This window comes from Bhargavaea massiliensis (assembly GCF_050480245.1).
Taxonomy (GTDB): domain Bacteria; phylum Bacillota; class Bacilli; order Bacillales; family Anoxybacillaceae; genus Anoxybacillus.
Genome location: NZ_JBCNEQ010000016.1, coordinates 1 through 847 on the forward strand (window position 1 = coordinate 1; position 847 = coordinate 847).

7 tRNA genes are annotated in these 847 nt (G+C 50.8%); all 7 read right to left on the reverse strand.

From position 1 onward, the window contains the following. Positions 1–173: 173 nt before the first annotated feature. The 7 genes from ABEV15_RS04140 to ABEV15_RS04170 all read right to left on the reverse strand — a co-directional run bounded on the left by ABEV15_RS04140 (position 174) and on the right by ABEV15_RS04170 (position 821). Positions 174–249: transfer RNA gene (locus ABEV15_RS04140), tRNA-Thr, on the reverse strand. A gap of 39 nt (positions 250–288) precedes the next feature. Next, a tRNA-Phe gene (locus ABEV15_RS04145) sits at positions 289–364 on the reverse strand. Positions 365–369: 5 nt separating this feature from the next. After that, a tRNA-Asp gene (locus ABEV15_RS04150) sits at positions 370–445 on the reverse strand. Positions 446–449: 4 nt separating this feature from the next. Then, positions 450–526 (reverse strand) — tRNA-Met (locus tag ABEV15_RS04155). A 29-nt stretch (positions 527–555) separates the two neighbouring features. Beyond that, a tRNA-Val gene (locus ABEV15_RS04160) sits at positions 556–631 on the reverse strand. 8 nt (positions 632–639) lie between these two features. Further along, positions 640–711, reverse strand: a tRNA-Glu gene (locus ABEV15_RS04165). 19 nt (positions 712–730) lie between these two features. Next, positions 731–821, reverse strand: a tRNA-Ser gene (locus ABEV15_RS04170). Positions 822–847 lie beyond the last annotated feature (26 nt).

Consider the following 847-nt stretch of genomic DNA (forward strand, 5'->3'; position numbering starts at 1 on the left):
TACCTGCTGAGCTAATGGCTCGTTATAAGTCATAAGTCAAAAAAACTTACTCAATCTTGCTTTACCTGTCCCTTCCTCTACTAGTACACCCAAGATGTCAAGTGCGTCGGGACAACTTGTAACATATTCGAAGAATCCTTGCTCTTTGCTGGGCTAATGGCTCAAAAACAATCTGGTGCCGGCTGCAGGACTTGAACCCGCAACCTACTGATTACAAGTCAGTTGCTCTACCAATTGAGCTAAGCCGGCATATTATATATGTTTAAATGAAGCCGACATTATTCAAAATGGTGGCTCGGGACGGAATCGAACCGCCGACACAAGGATTTTCAGTCCTTTGCTCTACCGACTGAGCTACCGAGCCATACATGGCGGTCCCGACGGGACTCGAACCCGCGATCTCCTGCGTGACAGGCAGGCATGTTAACCACTACACTACGGGACCATTTTGGTTGCGGGGGCAGGATTTGAACCTGCGACCTTCGGGTTATGAGCCCGACGAGCTACCTGGCTGCTCCACCCCGCGATGATGAAAAAGAACTAATTTTTTATCTATGGTGGAGGATGACGGGATCGAACCGCCGACCCCTTGCTTGTAAGGCAAGTGCTCTCCCAGCTGAGCTAATCCTCCGTAAAAGATGACCCGTACGGGATTCGAACCCGTGTTACCGCCGTGAAAGGGCGGTGTCTTAACCACTTGACCAACGGGCCACATATTATCCTAAGTGGCTGGCGGAGAGCAAGGGATTCGAACCCTTGAGACGCTTATCACGTCTACACGATTTCCAATCGTGCTCCTTCGACCACTCGGACAGCTCTCCGTAAATGGCTCCGCAGGTAGGATTCG